This window comes from Microcoleus sp. AR_TQ3_B6, from assembly GCF_036702785.1.
Taxonomy (GTDB): Bacteria; Cyanobacteriota; Cyanobacteriia; order Cyanobacteriales; family Microcoleaceae; genus Microcoleus.
Genome location: NZ_JAUBVJ010000026.1, coordinates 1 through 18,850 on the forward strand (window position 1 = coordinate 1; position 18,850 = coordinate 18,850).

16 protein-coding genes and 6 pseudogenes are annotated in these 18,850 nt (G+C 40.9%); 7 read left to right on the forward strand and 15 right to left on the reverse strand.

Annotation, left to right across the window (positions count from 1 at the left end):
- The first annotated feature begins 300 nt into the window (after positions 1 to 300).
- Positions 301 to 828 carry a hypothetical protein gene (locus QUB56_RS37230; RefSeq protein WP_445243349.1) on the forward strand — a complete coding sequence of 176 codons (528 nt, stop codon included), beginning with the start codon at positions 301 to 303 and terminating at the stop codon, positions 826 to 828.
- Positions 815 to 2,044, forward strand: a pseudogene (locus tag QUB56_RS14750) (IS1634 family transposase). The gene QUB56_RS37230 and the pseudogene QUB56_RS14750 overlap by 14 nt, the downstream one beginning before the upstream one ends.
- Before the next feature lie 66 nt (positions 2,045 to 2,110).
- Here QUB56_RS14750 and QUB56_RS14755 read toward each other — a convergent pair.
- The 8 genes and pseudogenes from QUB56_RS14755 to QUB56_RS14790 form a co-directional block, all read right to left on the reverse strand.
- Positions 2,111 to 2,629, reverse strand: a pseudogene (locus QUB56_RS14755) (ISAzo13 family transposase).
- Positions 2,630 to 2,634: 5 nt separating this feature from the next.
- The gene (locus tag QUB56_RS14760; RefSeq protein WP_332956046.1) at positions 2,635 to 3,189 is read right to left on the reverse strand and encodes an ISAzo13-like element transposase-related protein; all 555 of its coding nucleotides are present in this window, start codon (positions 3,187 to 3,189) and stop codon (positions 2,635 to 2,637) included.
- 149 nt (positions 3,190 to 3,338) lie between these two features.
- The gene (locus QUB56_RS14765) at positions 3,339 to 3,437 is read right to left on the reverse strand and encodes a transposase (RefSeq protein WP_445243350.1); all 99 of its coding nucleotides are present in this window, start codon (positions 3,435 to 3,437) and stop codon (positions 3,339 to 3,341) included.
- 202 nt (positions 3,438 to 3,639) lie between these two features.
- Positions 3,640 to 4,143, reverse strand: a complete 504-nt coding sequence (locus QUB56_RS14770) for a hypothetical protein (protein ID WP_332956047.1) — start codon at positions 4,141 to 4,143, stop codon at positions 3,640 to 3,642.
- 31 nt (positions 4,144 to 4,174) lie between these two features.
- Positions 4,175 to 4,459 carry a transposase gene (locus QUB56_RS14775; RefSeq protein WP_332956048.1) on the reverse strand — a complete coding sequence of 95 codons (285 nt, stop codon included), beginning with the start codon at positions 4,457 to 4,459 and terminating at the stop codon, positions 4,175 to 4,177.
- A 7-nt stretch (positions 4,460 to 4,466) separates the two neighbouring features.
- Positions 4,467 to 4,949 (reverse strand): transposase, encoded by a 483-nt coding sequence (locus QUB56_RS14780; protein ID WP_332956049.1) that lies wholly within the window; start codon positions 4,947 to 4,949, stop codon positions 4,467 to 4,469.
- A gap of 278 nt (positions 4,950 to 5,227) precedes the next feature.
- On the reverse strand, positions 5,228 to 5,359 hold the full coding sequence (locus tag QUB56_RS14785) for a hypothetical protein (protein ID WP_332956052.1): 132 nt from the start codon (positions 5,357 to 5,359) through the stop codon (positions 5,228 to 5,230).
- A 17-nt stretch (positions 5,360 to 5,376) separates the two neighbouring features.
- Positions 5,377 to 5,724: a transposase family protein gene (locus QUB56_RS14790; protein ID WP_332956053.1), complete on the reverse strand. Its 348-nt coding sequence runs from the start codon at positions 5,722 to 5,724 to the stop codon at positions 5,377 to 5,379.
- Positions 5,725 to 6,132: 408 nt separating this feature from the next.
- Between QUB56_RS14790 and QUB56_RS14795 the strand changes: the two are divergent.
- The 3 genes and pseudogenes from QUB56_RS14795 to QUB56_RS14805 form a co-directional block, all read left to right on the forward strand.
- Positions 6,133 to 7,493 (forward strand): annotated as a pseudogene (locus tag QUB56_RS14795) (IS5 family transposase); the annotation flags it as partial.
- A 176-nt stretch (positions 7,494 to 7,669) separates the two neighbouring features.
- Entirely contained in the window at positions 7,670 to 7,981 is a 312-nt protein-coding gene (locus tag QUB56_RS14800) for an ISL3 family transposase (protein WP_445243353.1), read from the forward strand.
- Between the two features lie 347 nt (positions 7,982 to 8,328).
- A pseudogene (locus QUB56_RS14805) lies at positions 8,329 to 9,383 on the forward strand (IS630 family transposase).
- Positions 9,384 to 9,390: 7 nt separating this feature from the next.
- On the opposite strand, the gene QUB56_RS14810 reads toward QUB56_RS14805, so the two are convergent.
- Together QUB56_RS14810 and QUB56_RS37235 are read right to left on the reverse strand one after the other, a co-directional pair.
- The gene (locus QUB56_RS14810) at positions 9,391 to 9,675 is read right to left on the reverse strand and encodes a helix-turn-helix domain-containing protein (protein ID WP_332956154.1); all 285 of its coding nucleotides are present in this window, start codon (positions 9,673 to 9,675) and stop codon (positions 9,391 to 9,393) included.
- Positions 9,676 to 9,798: 123 nt separating this feature from the next.
- Positions 9,799 to 10,152, reverse strand: a complete 354-nt coding sequence (locus QUB56_RS37235; protein ID WP_445243351.1) for a transposase family protein — start codon at positions 10,150 to 10,152, stop codon at positions 9,799 to 9,801.
- A 174-nt stretch (positions 10,153 to 10,326) separates the two neighbouring features.
- Here QUB56_RS37235 and QUB56_RS14825 point away from each other — a divergent pair.
- Positions 10,327 to 11,314: pseudogene (locus tag QUB56_RS14825) on the forward strand (IS630 family transposase).
- Positions 11,315 to 12,235: 921 nt separating this feature from the next.
- On the opposite strand, the pseudogene QUB56_RS14830 reads toward QUB56_RS14825, so the two are convergent.
- Both QUB56_RS14830 and QUB56_RS14835 read right to left on the reverse strand, forming a co-directional pair.
- A pseudogene (locus QUB56_RS14830) lies at positions 12,236 to 13,917 on the reverse strand (IS1634 family transposase).
- A 499-nt stretch (positions 13,918 to 14,416) separates the two neighbouring features.
- A complete protein-coding gene (locus QUB56_RS14835) occupies positions 14,417 to 15,364 on the reverse strand; it encodes a cation diffusion facilitator family transporter (protein WP_332956054.1) in 948 nt (315 codons plus the stop codon).
- Positions 15,365 to 15,605: 241 nt separating this feature from the next.
- Between QUB56_RS14835 and QUB56_RS14840 the strand changes: the two genes are divergently transcribed.
- Complete coding sequence (locus QUB56_RS14840; RefSeq protein WP_332956056.1) at positions 15,606 to 15,953, forward strand: hypothetical protein; 348 nt, start codon at positions 15,606 to 15,608, stop codon at positions 15,951 to 15,953.
- An 83-nt stretch (positions 15,954 to 16,036) separates the two neighbouring features.
- Here the strand turns inward: QUB56_RS14840 and QUB56_RS14845 are convergent, their stop codons facing one another.
- From QUB56_RS14845 to mtnA, 3 genes are all read right to left on the reverse strand, one after another.
- The gene (locus QUB56_RS14845) at positions 16,037 to 16,909 is read right to left on the reverse strand and encodes a rhodanese-like domain-containing protein (RefSeq protein ID WP_332956057.1); all 873 of its coding nucleotides are present in this window, start codon (positions 16,907 to 16,909) and stop codon (positions 16,037 to 16,039) included.
- Positions 16,910 to 16,924: 15 nt separating this feature from the next.
- The gene (locus QUB56_RS14850; protein WP_332956058.1) at positions 16,925 to 17,284 is read right to left on the reverse strand and encodes a type IV pilin-like G/H family protein; all 360 of its coding nucleotides are present in this window, start codon (positions 17,282 to 17,284) and stop codon (positions 16,925 to 16,927) included.
- A gap of 235 nt (positions 17,285 to 17,519) precedes the next feature.
- Positions 17,520 to 18,581: an S-methyl-5-thioribose-1-phosphate isomerase gene (gene mtnA, locus QUB56_RS14855; protein WP_332956061.1), complete on the reverse strand. Its 1,062-nt coding sequence runs from the start codon at positions 18,579 to 18,581 to the stop codon at positions 17,520 to 17,522.
- Positions 18,582 to 18,850 lie beyond the last annotated feature (269 nt).

An 18,850-nucleotide genomic window follows, 5' to 3' on the forward strand; every position in this document is an offset into this window, starting at 1 on the left:
GGAATCATTATTTTTGGGATAGGCAAGCGTGTAACAATTCTGCTGCCTATCTTTTTTTACCACACATTGCCTCAATCCTTACTAGTTCTGGGTTTGGGGCTGGTTGTTACCCCCCCAGGAAATTATCAGCTACCTTTCTGCCAGTTTTATAACTGAAGTTCCCCCCGTAGAAGGGATGTTCAAATCTAGCAAACCCCTACGCTGCAAGTAAAATTCAGCTTTTTGCCCCCTTTCTTGTACCCATGTATCTTAAGATTGTCTTAAAATTGAATTCTCAGTAGGTGTGGCATAATAGTAGCCATGTATATCGAACGTGTTCCCAACAGAAACTCTCCGCCAGCCGTACTGCTTCGCGAGTCCTACCGCGAAGGTTCAAAAGTACGTAAACGTACCCTGGCAAACTTATCAAAACTACCAGACCATGCCGTAAATGGTCTGCAAGCCTTGTTGAAAGGTGGCGTGACGCTCGCTAGTTTACCTGACTCTTTTAAAATCACTCGTTCTCGCCCACACGGTCATGTAGCGGCAGTATTGGGCAGCCTCAAAAATACTGGCTTGCACAATCTCATTAGCTCCGAAAATAGTCGCAACCTTTGGTTGGTATTGGCGATGATAATTGCTAGAATAATTGACCCGCGATCGAAATTAGCCACCCCCAGAGGTTTCAACGAGGAAACTTGTTTCTCCAGTATTGGAAAAATTGTGGGAATCGATGGTGCCGATGAAGATGAGCTGTATCTGGCAATGGATTGGTTGTTAGCCAGACAAGAGTCGATCGAGAATAATTTTGCCCAAGCATTTAGCATCATCAACCTTGGTACTCTATGATGTATCGAGCAGTTATTTTGAAGGTAAAACTTGCCCCCTCGCCAGCTACGGTTACAATCGGGATGGCAAGAGAGGTAAATTGCAAATAGTATTTGGATTAATCTGCGATGCAGAAGGTTGCCCGATCGCGATTGAAGTATTTGAGGGCAATACGGCAGACCCGACAACCCTCACCAATCAGATTGCGAAACTCAAAGAAAGATTTGGCATTGCCAAAATAATTTGGCTGGGCGCGAGGGGTCTCATCTCTTCAACCACAATTCAAAAACACTTTCACAACAACGAAGAGCGCAGTTTTGATTGGATTAGTGCCCTGCGTGCGACCCAAATCTGCAGCCTGGTCGAGCAAGAGTCGATTCAACCTTCTTGATTCGACGAACATAACATTGCTGAAATCTCGTCAGATGACTATCCGGGAGAACGGTTAATTGCCTGCCGCAATCCGATGCTAGCAGCCGAGCGAGCCAAAACGAGAGAAGAATTGTTGCAAGCAACAGAAAAACAACTATCCAAAATCGTTGCTGCGACAACGAGACAGAAGAAGCGTTTAACAGGGGCATCAAATATTGCCCTGAAAGTGGGCAATGTGGTGAATCGTTACAAAGTTGCCAAGCATTTCACGCTGGATATTCAAGAGAACAGCTTCAGTTATGAAAGAAACACGCTCCTCATTAACAGCTTCGCTGCCCTGGATGGGTTATATGTGATTCGGACTTCAGTTGAATCGGCCGTTTTATCGCCAACAGAAACGGTGAGAGCTTATAAAAGTTTACCTCAGGTAGAGCAGGCTTTTCGGAGTTTTAAGACGGTGGATTTAAAGGTGCGACCGATTTACCACCGCAACAGCGCTCGAGTTAAGGCTCACGTATTTTTATGTATGCTAGCCTATTATGTAGAATACCAGATGCGTTCTCGATTAGCGCCGATGCTGTTCGATGAAGAAGATTGGGAATCGGCTCACCAAAAACAAACATCTGTGGTTAAAGCAACCAAAAGCGATCGGACAAAAGCGAAGGCTAGAACCAAGCGGACTGCTGATAATTTACCAGTGCACAGCTTCCAAACATTGTTAGCTGATTTAGGTACGATCGCCCATAATGAAATTGTGGGAAGCATTGAGGGTGCTAGTTGGGTTTTTGACAATATTACTCAACCGACAATCGTGCAACAAAAAGCTTGGGATTTGCTGGGTGTTTCCCTAATTTGTACCCAGTAAAATCGGAGTCAAAATCTTTCAAAAGCTTGCTACTCCATCTATACGCCTTTTGTCAATGGGGGAACTTCAGTTATAAACTTTATTAAGGATATTTACAGCTACAGATAGTCCCGTTTTAGTTTGAGTTTTTTCTACGAGAGCTTTGACTAATTCTAAGGTTGTAAAAATTACTCCTTGACAGGCCCTGGTAATATGAGGAAAAAGTCGATGTTCTATGGGATTATATTTAGATATATAAGGAGGGTAATGAGCAATTCCGATCTCAATTCCTATTTCATTAACTAATTTATGCAAATCTTATTTGAAAATATAATGATTAGCATTATTACTAGCTCCACCATCAAATTTAGCCAAGATAGAATTAGCGTTAGGGTAGCTAGCCTTTCCATAATTATTCCACCAGTGTTTTAAAGACTCACAGGCGAATTCACTGGTATCTTTACTGGTTCCTAATGTTATATATCCTCGGTTTGGTTGAGAATCATAAATCCCATGTGGGAGCACTTTCCCGTGACCTAAACTCCAAAAATCACGATCGAAAGTAGTGACAGGTTCTTTTGTATAGAGAGTTCCCGGACGATACAAATTACCTAAAACTTATTTTTTTTGGTATCAAAACTAATAATAGGATTGTTGGCTTCTTTATACTCTGTATCAAGTCTTGCAATATTTTTAAATTGAGCGTCCCTATTTTTGTTGCTTCCTATTGTTTGCTTTTTTTGGGCTTTCAGTTTCACATATCCATGCTTTTTTAAAAATTTTGCAACGGATGGGAGACTAATGGTAAAACCTGCTGCTCGTAGTCCAGAAGCTATTTCTTTATGCGTCAAATTAGTCCATGTGATTAACTCATTCATTGGGTCTCCAGCCCTGTGGTTTTTTAAAACTTCTAAAAAGGCTGCGTCAATGCCAATTTGAGTAGACAGAATACTTTTTCTTCCCCCGACTTTCTTTCTTATCCTGGAATTATTTAGTGTCTCTGAGTCCATTTTTTCTAAATCTTCCAATCCCTTGATGATGGTATTTCGGCGGCAGCCCAAAAGTTGCGTTACATAGCTAATTCCACCCCATCCTAATTTTTGAGCTTCTATAGCTGCATACCTTCTTTTATCCTTTTCTGATAAGTATTTATAAAATTTTTTCATTTCTGACTGAATTGAATTAGGATAAAACATGGATTTAAACGCCACTTAGAGTAGTTGAGGAGAAAAATCAGTTGTGAGCCGATCTCTGCAGGAACTAAAATTGCAATAAGCGCACTTTTTTCAGGATAACCGATAACTCATCAACTTATTTATTTTTCATTCCTTACTTGCTTCATAACATGAAATCTATCCGCAACAACTTCTGGCGGCATTAAAGCTTCTGAGACATTTTTATAGGGCTTCCACATATCTATACGACTTCTTCTATTTGTTCTAAAACCTCTTCTCCCCAGGCTTCTAGGTATTTTTTGAACTCCACTTGAGTTCGGTTAGCGAGCATTCCTACTATAATTTTTTTATCGATATCTACCTGGAGTTTAGACTAAGCACAAATTTACAAGGGCGTTAGCTGAGCATAAATTATGGTGAATTTAGAGAGAGATGCCCAGGTTAACTGATGGATTTTGGTGATTTTTGAAACCGACATTTACCCTTTTTGACCACAGGATAGCGACATCTTGGAGTGCGAGGTTTTCCTGTTTGCCATCCGTCTGAATTTCCTCGCCGTTTGGGAGCAACAGCCGGAGTTCCAATCTTGATTAAAAGTGGAAGCATTGATTGTACAACCCTTCCAGGCGTCAATTGAGGCAGAGACTTTTGCCAGGGCAAATGATTTTCCCTGACTAGCTCTTTAGCTAACCATAATTGCCAGGTTAGTAAAGGCATCAAATCACTCCATCGTTCGCATTGTTCTGGTGTGCTGAGCTTCGGCACAGTCCAATGTAAGGTTTGTTTAGCTAACCGATACCAATGTTCTAGGGCGAAGCGACGCAGATACAGTTGCCAAGTTTCATTAAGAGATGGCATTTGGATACCAACCCACACTAACCACAAAGGTTGACTATTTAACCGACCCGTTACAGTTTCTAAACGTTCGACTAAAATCAGAGTCATTGGATGTTTGGGACTACCTCGAAAATGCAAGTCATCCCATTTTCACGGGCCGGATTTTTCCGAGTTTCGGCTCCACAGATTCGAGGGTTTGCTCTGCTTCCCACCAACTTTGGGAATCATTGAGCCTAAACTGTTGACCGTGAATTTTGGGTCGTCCTCTACCACTATAGGCTGGGCGTGCTGACCATAAGCAACGATTGGAGCGAATACGCATTAGTTGATCGGCAGCGATCGCAGCGGGGGCTTTAACCAGAGAGGCACACCCATACTCGCTGTCAAATAAAGCGATCGGTCTATTCTGAAGATATTGGCACACTCGCTGCTCATTGTTGAGCACCAAAATCGATCGGGTTGTCCCAACTGGTAATACGTTCGTGTGTTAACGGCAGCGCCCAACTCCCGCTAATCGTTGGTATCAGTGCGATCGTACTATATCCCTGACCAATGCCGATAGGTATACCGTGGGGTAAGGCTGTGGGTTGATGTTCATAGGTACGTTCTTTGAGGGTACGTGCATGGGGTCTTAACCATGCCGTATGATCGATCGCTAATACTGGACGTTCTACATCTGACATATGCTGGATGTATAGTTGCATCCATTGTTCTCGGTCTGGTCTACAGTCTTGTAGTGCTTCATAGACACTCGACCACTGACGCCGAAATAAGGGATTGAGAGCTAAATCTCCTAAACACGAGATGTGGCGAGTTGTCATCACCGCATCTGCTAGTTCAAAGGTGGCATCTTTAGCTTGACCTAGACATTGATAAGCAAGTTGACGAAATTTCTGTAATTGTTCACACTTCATTGCAGGCAGATTTGAGAGTTTTTAGCTGAATTCTCAATTTTCTGCCCTAATGCTGTCTGTCGTTACAATCGCAGACAGTTTTTTTTGAGAGAGCACTGGCAACCTCCAAGAGAACGTCAACGGTACCTGACACCGATCTTATGGTTGAGCCTCCTAGCTGATCGCCAGCGACCGTTGCCCTTCTTGTATAGACGTTCGCCACTCTCGCAGTGATCGCACTTTTTGATGTACCTAGTCTAAACTCCAATATCTACTAAAACTACACAATAGTTTTTCTGTCATTTAACGAGAGCAATTTCATCAATTCCTAGTCTTTTTAATCCAGATGGTTTTTGTCCGCTTAATTCCTTGACCCATTCTTTTAACATGGTTTCTATTTCTTCTTCGCTGACTCCATTCCTTTGAGCCACATTTTTCAGATCGCTTTTTAATAATTGTGACAGATTTTTTTTTTACCTCTCTGTATAAGTTCTAGTTTTTTAACAAATTCTAAGTCTTCACTAAACTTTTTTGGACAAGCTTCACACCTCATTTGACGGCGATTTTCTTGTAAATATACTTTTTGCTCTCCACACGGCAAATTCCTCACTACATAATAATGATTTTGATGGAGTTTATCAGTTTTCTTCCCACAGTCGAAACCAATGGTTTTTTTGTTGTTATTATCTAAGTAAATCGTGATTCCTATATTTTCAATAATCTGATAACTTTTGACGGTTACTCCCTCAATATTAAGGAGTTTGGTCATTAGATGAAGTTGAGGATTGGAAACCATAAGTATAATTTTTTATTTTAATTGATGTAAAACTTAACTTTATTTAATCACAAAAATCCCTGTAAGTCAATATATACTTGCTTTCCCAGGACCTAATTTTTATAGTTTATAGTTAATTTTTAGAAAAGTTATTAACTTTTTTACATACTAGGTTCGGGAGAGGCGCAAAAAATTAAGCTAATGCAAGTGAAAACTGTGTGTCCGACCCTCAAAATAATGCCTGAATTAAAAGAAGATTTTCGACAAATTTTTGAAAAAACAACAAATTGGTTAAAGGCATTATTTAGGGCTTGCTGAATAATGAGCTAAAGGTTTACACAGCAAGCTCGATAGGATAGCGCGATCGAACCGCAAGTGCAAGAGAAACAGCTAAAATAGTACAGAACCCTTGCACCACCGTTGACTCTCGTGTATCGAAAAGTTGACCCCTGCGACACCGCACCAGAAAGTTTTGAATTCCCTCACGGGGGAAAATTAGCCTCAGACAACCGTTGGGTGATGATGGCTCAACTAATACCGTGGTCGGAGTTTGAAGCAGAATACGCTCAAAACTTTGCCCTGTCTCTGGCGCCACCAGCTAAATCATTTTGGATGGCATTAGGGGCATTAATTATCAAAGAAAAACTAGGAACCAGCTCCGCGTGAAACCGTAGAGCAAATCAAGGAAAACCCCTACCTGCAATACTCTAGAGGCCTCTCATCTTACAGCAATGAAATCCCGTTTGACGCATCGCTTTGGGTTCACTTTAGAAAAAGAATAAGTGTTAATCTTGTCAACAAAGTGAACCAACAAATGGTGAAGAAAATCAGAGAACCCACCACAGCTCAATCTGAATCAAAAAAAAAAGAACCAGAAGAACCAGGTGAGAGGTGCAATCAAGGCAAATTATTATTAGATGCAACCTGTGCTAACGCAGATATCACCTATCCAACTGAAATAGGAATTCTCGATCGCACAAGAATGCAAACAGAAAAAATTGTAGATATCCTCTAGGAGTCAATCAAAGACCAATGCCCGAAAAAACCCCGAACCTACCGCAAAAAAGCTCGGAAAGATTACCTAGCCATTGCCAAGCAGCGCCGACCGACGCAGAGCCAAAAAAGAACAGCAATTAAAAAACAACTGCAATACCTCAAAAGAAACCTAGCTCATATTGAGAAATTAATTGAGTTAGGAGCTACTTTGCAGAACTTGAGCAAGCAGCAATATAAGCTGCTACTCGTTTGTCATGAAGTTTACCGCCAACAATCCTGGATTTACCAACACAAAAAAAATAGAATTGACGATATAATTGTAAGTTTAACCCAACCCCCATGTTCGTCTAATAGTTAGAGGAAAAGCAGGAAAAACCACAGAGTTTGGAGCCAAAATTTCAGCGACCAGTTGTGACGGATATGTATTTTTAGAGCGAATTAGTTGGGATAACTTCAATGAATCAGGAGACTTAATAGCCCAAGTAGAAGCATTTAAAGAATTCACAGGACATTACCCAGAATCAGTTCACGTTGACCAAATTTACCGCACTCTATCGAATAGAGCATGGTGTAAAGAAAGAGGAATTAGGATGAGCGGTTTGCCCTTGGGAAGACGACCAGCCCATGTGAGTAAAGCAACAAAAAAGCAAGCTCAAGAAAATGACAAAGCCCGTCAAGCTATTGAAGGAAAATTTGGTCAAGCAAAAAGAAGATTTAATCTCGATAGAGTGATGGCTAAACTCGATAATACATCCAAAACAACGATTGCAATTGCTTTTTTATTCATGAACCTTATGCAGGGTTATTGCGGTTACTGTAACTTTTTTTGGTATCAATTATTATTAATAATAACTGGAAAAAAGGCAAAAATTACTAAAAATTTTGTTCTGGCCTTACAACCAAAACAAAAACTTAAGTTGAGCGTTGGCGAGCAAGAGCGCGATCGAACTTTTTTGAGTTTTTTGAACTTATTCAGCAAGCCCTATTTAAACTTGGACAATGGCCCAAAAAAGCCCAAAAATATTTTCCCAATAGCGGGAAGACTATTATCCGGTGGCTGGATGAAATAATTGCTTACTTTGATAATAGGACGACAAGTGGTGTTGTTGAGGGTATCAACAACAAGCTCAAGTTAATAAAACCTTCTGCCTATGGCTTTAGAAATTTCGAGAATTACAAAAATAGATGCTTGCTTACTTGGCTTTTTAATTGTTACTTTAGCATAGTAAGTAAGAAAGAACCCTCTTTCATTAGTAATTGGAATTTCAATTCTCCTATCTGATAGACCCCAAACGTAGCCTGTCAGGTCACCATGAAGTAGATGACCTTCATCTAAAAACAATACTATTATTTCCCCAGATTCTATGCCCCCCTTGTTTTTAGATTAAATATCGTTAATTTATTCCCGCTTTTTTTTTACAGTTCGTCATCGGATTTGGGATGGATTTTTTGAGTCTTTTTCCAACTAATATTGGGCCGAGCAAAAAGTTCATGCAGGGCTCTGTTTTGATTTATAGCTCACACCAAACTCTTGTTATACATAAGTCACTAAGTAAGTCGGCGCGAAAAAACCTAACTCTGTTAAAATAAGTAAACACAGAGAATACATCTACTAAGGTAATTCAATATATAAGCGCTATATCAAGGGTATTTCTTACTCAAAAGCCAGACAAAACCCTATTAGAACTGAGAGATACAAATGTCCCACAAAAAGTAAAAGAGCGAGCAGAAGTAATTAGATTAAATGCACATGGCTGGTACGTTGAAAAAATAGCGGCTCATTTTAATTGGACTTCACAAACAGTGAGAGAGGTTTTACATAAATGGCAAAAGCTAGGTATGGAAGGGCTTTGGGAATTAGCATGTCGAGGGGGAAAACCTTCGTTGAAAGAAGAAGACATAGAGTTTTTAACAGAATGTCTCAAAAATGAACTACGTACATACAACAGTGTTCAATTAGCTCAGAAATTAGAAAAAGAGCGTTCTATTAAATTAAGTCCCGACCGATTAAGACGAATACTAAAAAAAAGGGTTTATATGGAAACGAGCCAGAAAAAGTCATAAAGGAAAACAAGAAATTGCAGTACGCCAAATCAAACAAGCAGACCTAGATATGTTGGAATGGGCGGCGGCTGCGGGAGAAATCGACTTAAAATATTTGGATGAATCAGGGTTTTGTGCGTGGAGCGAACCTAGTTACACTTATTACAAACTTTCCTTAGCAAAAACGGCTCGAACAAACCAAGAGGCGTGGTCGTAGATTAAGTATTGTAGGGCTTTTTCAACATGAAATCAGCTTTGTTTACGGTTTGGTAATTGGGGGTGTTGATCGAAAAGCTTATATCAAAATCATGGAGTCAGAAGCCCAAGAAGCATCTCAGAGCAAGCGAATTAGAGTAATAGTACAGGATAATGGTCTCATACATCGATGTCATGAAGTCCAACAATTATGGTCGAAGTGGGAAAGCGAGGGTTTATATATCTTATTTTTACCGAAATATTGCTCAGAAATGAATCCCATAGAATTGGAGTGGCAACATCTCAAAAAAGATGAGCTAGCAGGACAAATGTTTGAGGATGAATTAGAGCTGGCTTATGCCGTAATTAATGGGGTAGAAGCTAGAGGAAAAAAAGGAAACTACGCTACAAAACGCTTTAAATTTAGCTCTGAGCTGGTTGCTTAATGTTTTGTTACATACTTGTGAATTTCCCCACGAACTTACTTAACTCCTCTAAGTTCCAATATTGTTTATTCTTTAACCAGTCGACTAATACATCCTTTTGTCGCTCTGTGAAATACCCTTGCGAGCCTTTATATCCTAGTTTTATTCCTTCGATTCCTTGGGTTTTAAAAATATTTTTCCAATAACCAACAAAGAAGTCACTTACACCTAACATTTTGCTAATTTCAGCGTACAGCTTACCTTCAAGCGCCATCCTGACAGCTATTGCTCGTTTTAGTTTTCTTGCATCAATATCGCTTTAAATGAAAGATTCTAATTGGGGTATTTCTTTTTCCATGTCTTTTTGTGGCAGTTGTAAGTTATTCATTTTTTTTGTCATAATCAAGTATTGCATATAATTGTATCATAATCAAGATTATGATTTAGGATTGCTATAGTTCCAAACATTGCTCGAATTCGTCGGGACGAATTCGAGCAAAAACACGACGAAAAGTATCAGGGCTAGGAATACCATTAGGTAGAGGCAGAAATGTTGACAACAATCGTATTTACTCAAACCATAGAGTGCCATATCCTCCCAGCCATTACCGCCAGCAATAACTGCTAAAACGGAGATTGTGAGGATATCAGAAAGTTGATGTAACAGAGTTCTGGTAGAACGATTATCTTGAATTAACGAAAAACAATCATGAAGGCCTTGAGCCAGACTGGTAACATCTGAATCTGAGGAATCAATAGTGGGCTCAGGAGAAGCAATATCTGTGGACATAAGCGAACACCCAAATATACTCAGATCTTGTTTGGCACAAATTATTCTAATATAGCGCTCCTCGCATTAGATGTGAACACCCATCTGGTAAAATATAAAAGACATAACTAACAAAATATTCTCAGAATGGATAGCTAGGTACTCGAACCCAAAAAGCAAGAACTAGAAGATTTTATTCAAGGAAATCCAGATGCGAGAGAAGTCAAACGAGCGTTAGCGGTTAAATGGAGTTTGTCAGGAATACCCTATCGTCAAATTAGAAAACTGTTAAGGGTCTCTTTAGGATTTATTAGTAAGTGGAATAAAATCTTTTCAACCAGGGGAGTAAACGGGCTAAAGATAGCTTACAAAGGGAAGCCTAGCTATTTAAGTCAATCAGACAAAGAAGAAATTATTCTCTGGTTAAGTCACAAGGAGATGTGGGAATTGGCAGAATTAGCTATCCATATAGAGTCAAAATACGACGTAATTTATCAGTCCCTACAAAGTTACTATTCTTTATTTGAATCAGCTCGAGTGACTTGGAAAAAGTCTCAAAAGAAGAATCCCAAAGGAGACCCCAAATTGGTAGAAGATAAAAAAAAAATTAACGAGTATTTAGAAACATGGCAGTCAGATATAAAACAAGGTAAGTTATGTGTGTTCATGTTAGATGAATGTCATTTATTGTGGGGAGATTTATGTGGATATTTTTGGGGGAAAAGCGCTGGGAGAGTAGAAGTATAAATGACTAATCAAAAACAGAGACAAACCTCTTATGGAGCATTAGATTATGGAAATAAAAAATTTTTAGTACAACCCTATGAAAAAGGAGATTCAGCAAATACAATTAGCTTTTTAAAATATTTGAAAAAACAACGCCCCAACTCAAGACTGACAATTATTTGGGAGGGAGCCACCTATCATAAGTCACAAGAATTAAGAAAATATTTAGAATTAGTAAATGACGGAAAATCTCCCGAATAATGGTAAATAAATTGTATCTTGTTTGCCCCGAATGCCCCCGAACAAAATCCAGTAGGAGATATTTGGTTACAAGGAAAGAATCTAAGAGATAAAATTTGCCTATCGCTGTAAATCTTTTACCATAGTAAAGAGGTTATTTATGTTTTTTTTGAATAGTCAAATATTTGGATTTCCCAAACTTTATATGTATGGTTAGTGTTCATAAATCAATTAGGATTGCTATATGAGCAGGTAATTCTGACAATTTGCGGATTAGTCAGGTTGCGAGTGGGAGCCTTAATACTGCCACAATTAAAACCAGAAGACAGTGGGGTCTAAATTGCAGTGCTACCCTATCTAGATTGGGGTTCTAAATTAACTGAAACTAGCTCAAAGCCTGATTAACCCGTGTTAGAAGCCAGAGATTTTTTATAAGAGTTATAATTCGCAAAGCCTTTGCCAGATAAGCTTTGCGAGTTTTGGGAGATGTCTAATACACTCCCAACCCAGAACATCGATCGGCACTTTTACAAATCCTCCTGTCTCGCCCAACCGACGATGCTTACTACCAAGTCACTTACCGAGTGACAGACTACTACCCGCGCTCGGTGGTTGCGAGCTTTAGGTTCAGAAGTCGAAATTCTGCTACCTTGGGACTTGCGACAGAAAATGGCCGTAGAAATCCAAAAAACTCGGAACTTGTACCGATAGTTTTTTGCTCGATAATTATCAAAGCTATTGTGGAAAACTTGCCTATTTCTGTGGAAAACCCCCCTTTTCCTGTGGAAAACTGCCACTAAATTAAGTGCCCTCGCTTTAATTCCCTTGATACCCACATTCCGCACCCCCAACTGGCACATACGCGGATTGAGTGGGCAAAAGTGAATCATCCGAGATAATAGTGAGTAGAAACACCCAAAAATCTGTGCAATAATCGCATCACCCAGTTAGGAATCCCTAAAAATTAACGTGAGGGCATGAATTAAATCTTCTTCACCCATAAAACGTCAAAAATTCGACCATTGACAACTATTAATTCCCAGCATATATCGCCCGCATTATGACAATAATACATCTCTGCTGCCTCTACAATTACTTAAATGTAAGTCTGTTTTGCCAATCAATAATCGGCTTTATTTCACAACAATAAATAATAAGACCTACAGGTTACAGGAAATAAATTTAATATAGCCAACCGTTCGGATGTCAAATTATAAACTTGTTGAAATCCTTGAATGCAAACGGCATGAATCGACTGAAAACTTTGGAGTATCCAGCGTAGAGTAGGTCGATTGGTTCCTTTGCCCAACTAATTTTTTACAGTTTTATTAGTGAGTTGCAAGTTTTGCCGGAGTAACCTTTGACCTAAAGTATAAACCAACAAACAGAAACCCATTACCAAAGTTAAAGCCTCGATTCTTTCCGGCGACTTGAGGAACACACTATCCGTAAAAAATAGAGGGTCTTTCAAAAACCTAAACCCTCTCTCTGCTGCCTGCTGTTCCTTATATTTCACAATCATTTCATCAGGATTTAATTGTGATGCCTCCCGCACATTAGTAGCTAAGATAAATCTGCCACTAGCTTTGGTTATGCGGGCTACCGCACTAGCATCTAATTCTAGTTGTGCTTGAACTTTAAAGATCAAACTAGAGCTAGAGCTATCCTGAGAACTGATAAAATTAGCATCGGATTTTCTGTCGATTGTAGGGTGTTAATTGGGGTTAAATTATGATATTTTAGTTGTTTGGATAAGCGATGATCTGCTGCTCCCGCATCGGTATCACAAGCCTATTCAATATTTGATAACTCTCGCAACTTTTTTTGGTCTTCAATTCCAGCTTTTTTGAGATTTTTTTCTAATTTACGTCGGTCAGAATCACGACGCAAACAGCTCTCTACTACTAACCATCTTTGTGTGACTCCACCATAATTACTTTTGTGTTCTGACCAACTATATCCCGTCACTGAACTTTCATGAAATTCTGATTCATTTAGCTGAGATACCAATTGTTGCACTTGTTTCAGGCTGGGTGGTACACGAGTCAACCATCTTAAATTGGTTAACATGGATAAGTTGGGAGCGGTATATAATGCACTATCCGCTACCATTAAACTGTCGAGATTTAACTGTTGTTTAAATTCCTGAAAAATTGAGGCTAAGACAGAATTATCTGATTCATTTCCCGAAGCTACTCGTAAAAATAGTGGCACATCTCCATCTCCACTACAAATTAGGTCTAAAATGAATTGTTTTCAGTCGGGACGGTGGTCGCGAGAATAGCCGTAGGTGGGCTGAATTGGTATTGGGGATGTTTGATGTTCTAGGGATGAATTATCCAACTGATTGCTATCCATCTCTTTGCAAAAAAAAAATACTGATGGCGACTCTTGCTCGTATTTACCATGTAGATGAAATGAACTTGAGTCTAAGTGAGATGTGTCGGTATTTATCTCGAATTTTTGAGCGGCTGACAGGGCAATGGTTGTGAATATTTCGGTAATTACGGCCATTTATAATTTATCTAATACTCGGCCTAAACGGTCATCATTCAGATGTGATGCTTGAATTCCTGACCCCAGTAAATGTTCTATTGCTTTCCTTTCAAAAAATTTAGAGAATAAGTAGAGTGGGGCAGACACCATCCCTAATCCATTGATAATCATGGCTTTAACTACCAGGCCGGGACTGACTATCTCGCCCGGTTGTTCGCCTACTAATTCATTAATTTTTTGGACGATTCCTATTTCATCAATTAGATCGGCTACCAAGCCCAGATGATCCTTGTTTTCTACTTTCATCTCAGATACTTTCTGCATGGGTTGCTGAATCCTGATTTGAGCGTTTATAGCGATCGCAAGTTTACACTATTTTTGCTGATGATTGGTTACGGGAGATCGTACGCAATTAACGCTTTTTCATCAGGCGAGCGGGTTACGGATACGTAATAAACTTGGTTTTTTACCGATCGCAATTTTAACTGGTATCAGATTTAACTCACGCCCTCACGTCTCTTGTCAGGAATTATTAACTAGGTGATGCCAGCGCGACCGAAATTGTTGAGTATTTTTACTCATTATTGTCTCGGACGATTCACTTTTACCCCCTCAATCCGCGTATGTGCCAGTTGGGGGTGCGGAATGTGGGTTGATAGCATTTAAAAAATTGGAGGAATTGCGATCGCAAAAACCGCCTTCCTCCTTCATCCCTCAACCTGCTGTTTGCTGGAAATACAGTCTAAATCTTTCTTCCTTCACATCGCTCCTCTTCCAGCTTCAGTCTATCCGTTACATCCTTTAAATCCGTTAGACTCATCCGTTACCTAACTTCACGCTTAACTTCTTCCTTCTCTTGAGAATCGTAGCTAATTTGGTCGGAATGGTAAGCGGGCGGCTCAACGTGAATTAAGATGCGTACAGGGCTGAAACGTTCTTCCAAACGGGCTTCTACTTCTTCTGTAATCCGGTGAGCTGTTTCTACATCGACAGCATCGACAATCATGTGCATATCAATAAATACTTGACGCCCTACCACACCGCGGGAGGCGATCGAGTGACAGTTGACAACCCCCGGTACATCGATCGCGATCGCGTGAATAACTTCCGGTGCGATCGCCATTTCATCCACCAACCAAGGCAGATTTTCTGTTAAAACCTTCCAACCGCTTCTAAATACCAAAACAGCCACAGGAAAAGACAAAAACACATCCAGGAATTGCAGTTGAGGTATATTCCAAACCTGCCCTTGCCAAACACCAATCAACCCGCCGATCACCATAATTGTCACCCAAACATCGCTCATCGTGTGCTGAGCGTCAGCCACTAAAATCGCGCTACCGAGACGTTTGCCAACTCTGCGCTCGTAAAAAGTTACAAAAATATTAATTCCCAGTACAATCAGCAAAATCCACAGTTCATTTGGGGATATTTTGACAACTTTACCCCCGTTAATCAGCCTTTCGACAGCACCGCTGAGAATTTCAAAACAGGCAATTCCCAGAAAAGCAGCAATTCCCAGAGCTCCGAGAGCATCAAATTTTTGGTGTCCGTAGGGATGATCGCGATCGGGCTGCGGATTGGCATAATGATTAGTTACCAATCCTAAAATATTATTAGCGCTGTCCGTGACGCTGTGCAAAGCATCTGCCAGCAAACTGAGGGAACCAGTCAGCCATCCCACGGCTGCTTTAATTGCCATCACCAGCAAATTTAGCAATAAGGTAATTATTAAAACCTTGCGCACTTCGGAACGGTTATCAGCCACCATAAACTATCCTCGATCTGCCGTCAATTTTTCTGGTTTCTAGTTTAAAGCTTATCAAGTCAGAAAAGGTTAAAACTCTTGCGGAATCTAGCTTGCAGCTAGATTTATATTCATTAATTTAGGCGAGCTTCTTGAGATTAATTTTAATTAATAGCATTCTCGCAGTCCAAGTGAGCAGGAATGTACTTCTTTTGGGTTACTATATCTTTTATCATTAACAATTGTATGTTAAATTTCATTGCCCATGTCTCTTTCTCCGCTGACACTGAATTTAGTCGAAGGTTCTGTCTCCTTTAGCTTTTCCCCGCAAGCCGCACGGGATTTGCAAAGCGCGATCGCCGCTTTGATGGAAAGCTTGAAAGCTGTAGCCGCCAAAACTGCTGGCGGCAAAGCTTCTCCCCAGAAACCGATGGAATATCGGTATGCAGGAGATGTATTTTTAGAAGTTTTCTGCAACCCGAATATCTGGCCAACTCCTTTTGCTGCGAAAGTGCTGATTACGGTTAGGGACGATCGCGTGCGCGTGACCACCGAAGCCGAACTCAGCCGCCTGCGCGACGATCTCGCTCAGTATATCGAACAAGTCGGTTGAAAGTCTCAACCTGAAACGCTCTTGTTTTAGATTCCCGATTTCTTGAAGAAGAACAGGCTTTCCGGCTTCACAAAGAGTTAATTTTATTGTGGGGAGTAGGGGTTGGGCTTCACACCGGCCCCTGAAAGGCTTATTGAAAGGGGATAACTATCGGCCGGCGAAGCCGACCATTCCCACATTGAACCTGCATAATTCTTAGCATTAAATCCCACATTTGTCAACACACAAGTCAACCATGCAGAGCGAATTCCCCCGGAGCAATAACTCACAATTTGAGTTGACTGCGAAACTCCTTTTTGCTGCAAAATAGCGACTATTTCCCCGCGATCCAGCAGTTTTCCCTGTTTGTCCATTAACTGTTTGTAATAGAGGTGAACCGCACCGGGAATGTGACCGCCGCGCTTTTCTCCGTAAGGCGTTTTACCTGCATATTCTCGCGGCTCTCTGGCGTCAATAACTGCTAAATTAGCATCTCCTAAAATTGCTTTCAATTGATCCCGCTGGATTTCCCAATTCGAGCGGCGAGATATTACAAAATCTCCTGTTGGCGGTGGATTGTTTGCAGCTTTTACTCGATTAATTCCAGCTTTGATTAAAGCCCGATATCCTCCATCGACAAAAACTGCTTTTTCGTGTCCCAAAGTCCGCAACATCCAAACAATTCGCCCGTCTTCGCCCCACCCTTTCACCGAATCGGCAACGACTATGACAGGTTTGTCTTGACAAATGCCCATTGCTTGCAGTTTTTGAGTTAAAACTGTGTTATTTTCGATAATTTTTCCCTTTTGGGGAAAGTCGGAACGCGAAAATTCCTGCCAAGTTACGGGAATAGCTGGTGGGAGATGGCAAAACCACTTTAAAACAGGTTGACGAGCATCTAGCACAGTAGCGCCCCCTGACAGTAATTGCTTAGCTAAATCGGCGCTTACTATCCAATTATCTGCAAAATTATACACTAAATTAGACCTAATTTATTGAGCAATTTTGCCTGTACCCGCAGCGCAGTATAAATCCCGACCGTCATACATTGGATTAGGTGGTTTAATCTTGCCAGGAGCAGCATTTAGACACAAGATTGTTTGGGCTTTGTTTCCTGCTAAAAAGACTCCACCAACCAAACTTTGGAGATTAGCTTGATTCGCTACTGCATAATTAAATACAACTTTGTTTTCCGTATTAATTGAATATTGGTAGTTGGCTGTGTCAGGTTCAATACCGAGACCTAGATTAGAAACAGAACTTGTAAAACCCTTATTCTGTATATAGTAGGCTTGTTGAGCTTTATTCATGGCTGCCACATATTGTTTGGCTGCTGATTCCTGAGCTTTCAAGGTTGGCGGCCATTGAGCCTGAGCCACTGTAGCGAAAAGAACTGGCAGAGTTAGAGTTGTTATAACAACTTTCCTCTGCCGATTGCGACAGCTATAAATCCCGCTTGTACCATTGCTTAAAAGTTGAGTTTCGGTAGGGACACGGCAGTGCCGTGTCCCTAAAGATGTCACGCTTTTTAAAAGCGGTATTATTTGGCGATATAACTGGTGTAAAGAGCGGTCGATCGACATACAATCAAACTAATTGTTTGGCATGAAACTGTTTCAACGCCCCAGGAGCAACCGTGCCGTGTTCTGTAATAATTCCTGAGATTAATTCCGCCGGAGTTACGTCAAAAGCGGGATTGTAAAATTCGACTCCCACAGGACAAATTCGCGTAGTTCCAACTTGATACATTTCAACTGGATCGCGTTCTTCAATGGGGATTTTGCTGCCGTCGGAAAGTTCAAAATCAATTGTTGACAGAGGCGCGGCGACAAAAAACGGAACGTTGTGAGCTTTGGCAACAATTGCTAAACTGTAAGTGCCAATTTTATTGGCGGCGTCGCCGTTAGCAGCGATTCTGTCTGCACCGACAACTACTGCGTGAATCATGCCGAGTTTCATGCAGTGAGCGGCCATATTGTCCGCTATTAATGTGACGGGAATTCCTTCTTGCACGCATTCCCAAGTGGTGAGTTTTGCACCTTGGAGACGGGGCCGAGTTTCGTCTGCAAAAACTCTTCCGAGTCTTCCTTCTCGCCAAGCAGAACGAAATACACCTAAGGCAGTACCGTAGCCTGCTGTTGCCAACGCACCTGCATTGCAGTGAGTTAGTAAGTTTAGTTTTTCGGGTGTAGCTGGCAGAACTTCTAAACCTTTGTCGCCGATATCTTTACAAGTTTGCAAGTCTTCTGCTTGAATGGTTTTAGCCATTTCTAACAAAGTTTTTTGCACTTGTTCGACAGAACCGCTAGTTCTCTCGGCTGTTTTGAGCATTCGCGATATTGCCCAAAACAAATTAACCGCCGTGGGACGGGTGGAACGCAATAACTCGCCAACTTGTTCTAATTTAGCGAGAAATTCGGTTCGATCGCCCGTTTCGATTTCTCGCGCCCCCAAATACATCCCGTAGGCTGCTGCTACCCCGATCGCCGGAGCACCTCGGACTATCATTGTTTTAATCGCCTCAGCCATATCTTCGCAGCGGCTAATTTCGACTACACCGTATTCTTTCGGCAGTCGGTTTTGGTCAATTAGCAGAACTCGGTCTTCTTGCCAAGTGACGGGGAAAACGGAGGAGTTTTGAGCGGTCATCGATTTCAATTATGTGAGGGACCAGTTTCTATGATGCCACGAAGGCGACTATTCCTCTAGGTTATGAGCGATACGCTGAATTTGCGAAAATCCCAGTCCTGCGGTTTGAGATTTGAGATTTGAGATTGGAGATTGAATATTTGCTGGATACCTACCACTCTCTGGGTTTGGAACTGGCGCAGAGTTGGATTCTTTTTCACAAAACTGTACTTAGTAAAAAACAAAATATTAAGTTGTGTAAATTATTTTGAGATTTTTTGAAAGATTTC

What these genes read in the sequence shown, in the direction of transcription:
- QUB56_RS37230 (WP_445243349.1), top strand. Translation starts at nt 301, where the DNA reads ATGTATATCGAACGTGTTCCCAACAGAAACTCTCCGCCAGCCGTACTG.
- QUB56_RS14760 (WP_332956046.1), bottom strand. Translation starts at nt 3,189, where the DNA reads ATGAAAAAATTTTATAAATACTTATCAGAAAAGGATAAAAGAAGGTAT.
- QUB56_RS14765 (WP_445243350.1), bottom strand. Translation starts at nt 3,437, where the DNA reads ATGTGGAAGCCCTATAAAAATGTCTCAGAAGCTTTAATGCCGCCAGAA.
- QUB56_RS14770 (WP_332956047.1), bottom strand. Translation starts at nt 4,143, where the DNA reads ATGACTCTGATTTTAGTCGAACGTTTAGAAACTGTAACGGGTCGGTTA.
- QUB56_RS14780 (WP_332956049.1), bottom strand. Translation starts at nt 4,949, where the DNA reads ATGAAGTGTGAACAATTACAGAAATTTCGTCAACTTGCTTATCAATGT.
- QUB56_RS14790 (WP_332956053.1), bottom strand. Translation starts at nt 5,724, where the DNA reads ATGGTTTCCAATCCTCAACTTCATCTAATGACCAAACTCCTTAATATT.
- QUB56_RS37235 (WP_445243351.1), bottom strand. Translation starts at nt 10,152, where the DNA reads ATGTCCACAGATATTGCTTCTCCTGAGCCCACTATTGATTCCTCAGAT.
- QUB56_RS14835 (WP_332956054.1), bottom strand. Translation starts at nt 15,364, where the DNA reads ATGGTGGCTGATAACCGTTCCGAAGTGCGCAAGGTTTTAATAATTACC.
- QUB56_RS14840 (WP_332956056.1), top strand. Translation starts at nt 15,606, where the DNA reads ATGTCTCTTTCTCCGCTGACACTGAATTTAGTCGAAGGTTCTGTCTCC.
- mtnA (WP_332956061.1), bottom strand. Translation starts at nt 18,581, where the DNA reads ATGACCGCTCAAAACTCCTCCGTTTTCCCCGTCACTTGGCAAGAAGAC.